The sequence below is a fragment of the Zoogloea sp. LCSB751 genome, assembly GCF_002028455.1.
Lineage (GTDB): Bacteria > Pseudomonadota > Gammaproteobacteria > Burkholderiales > Rhodocyclaceae > Zoogloea.
The window spans coordinates 1-269 of the sequence record NZ_MWUM01000217.1 but is presented as its reverse complement, the minus strand read 5'-3'; the positions used below and the strand labels follow the sequence as shown (position 1 = coordinate 269).

Annotated in this window: 1 protein-coding gene; it reads right to left on the bottom strand. The window is 64.7% G+C overall.

Annotated features, from left to right (window positions below; translation table 11 throughout):
• On the bottom strand, positions 1 to 269 hold a 269-nt coding region (locus tag B4920_RS26385; RefSeq protein ID WP_216820060.1), incomplete at both ends, for a M66 family metalloprotease.

Below are 269 nucleotides of genomic sequence, written 5' to 3'. Positions count from 1 at the left end.
AATTGACCGCCTCCGCGCTGCGGTGTACGGATCCCAGGAAGCCGCCGACATAGTGACCGAGACCATAGTTGTGGCCCACCTCGTGGCTGAATTCGTTGCCAAGGGAGCTGTCGAGCGTGACGATCCCGCCCCCGCCCGAGCCGCCGTGCACCTGGATGCCGTTGGCGTACTTGCCACGGCTGTTATGGGCCGCCAGCTGGGCGACCACATAGGGATGGCTGCTTTCCCCCTCGCCGGCGGTGCTGTTGATGCCGTAGTTCGCGTTGTCT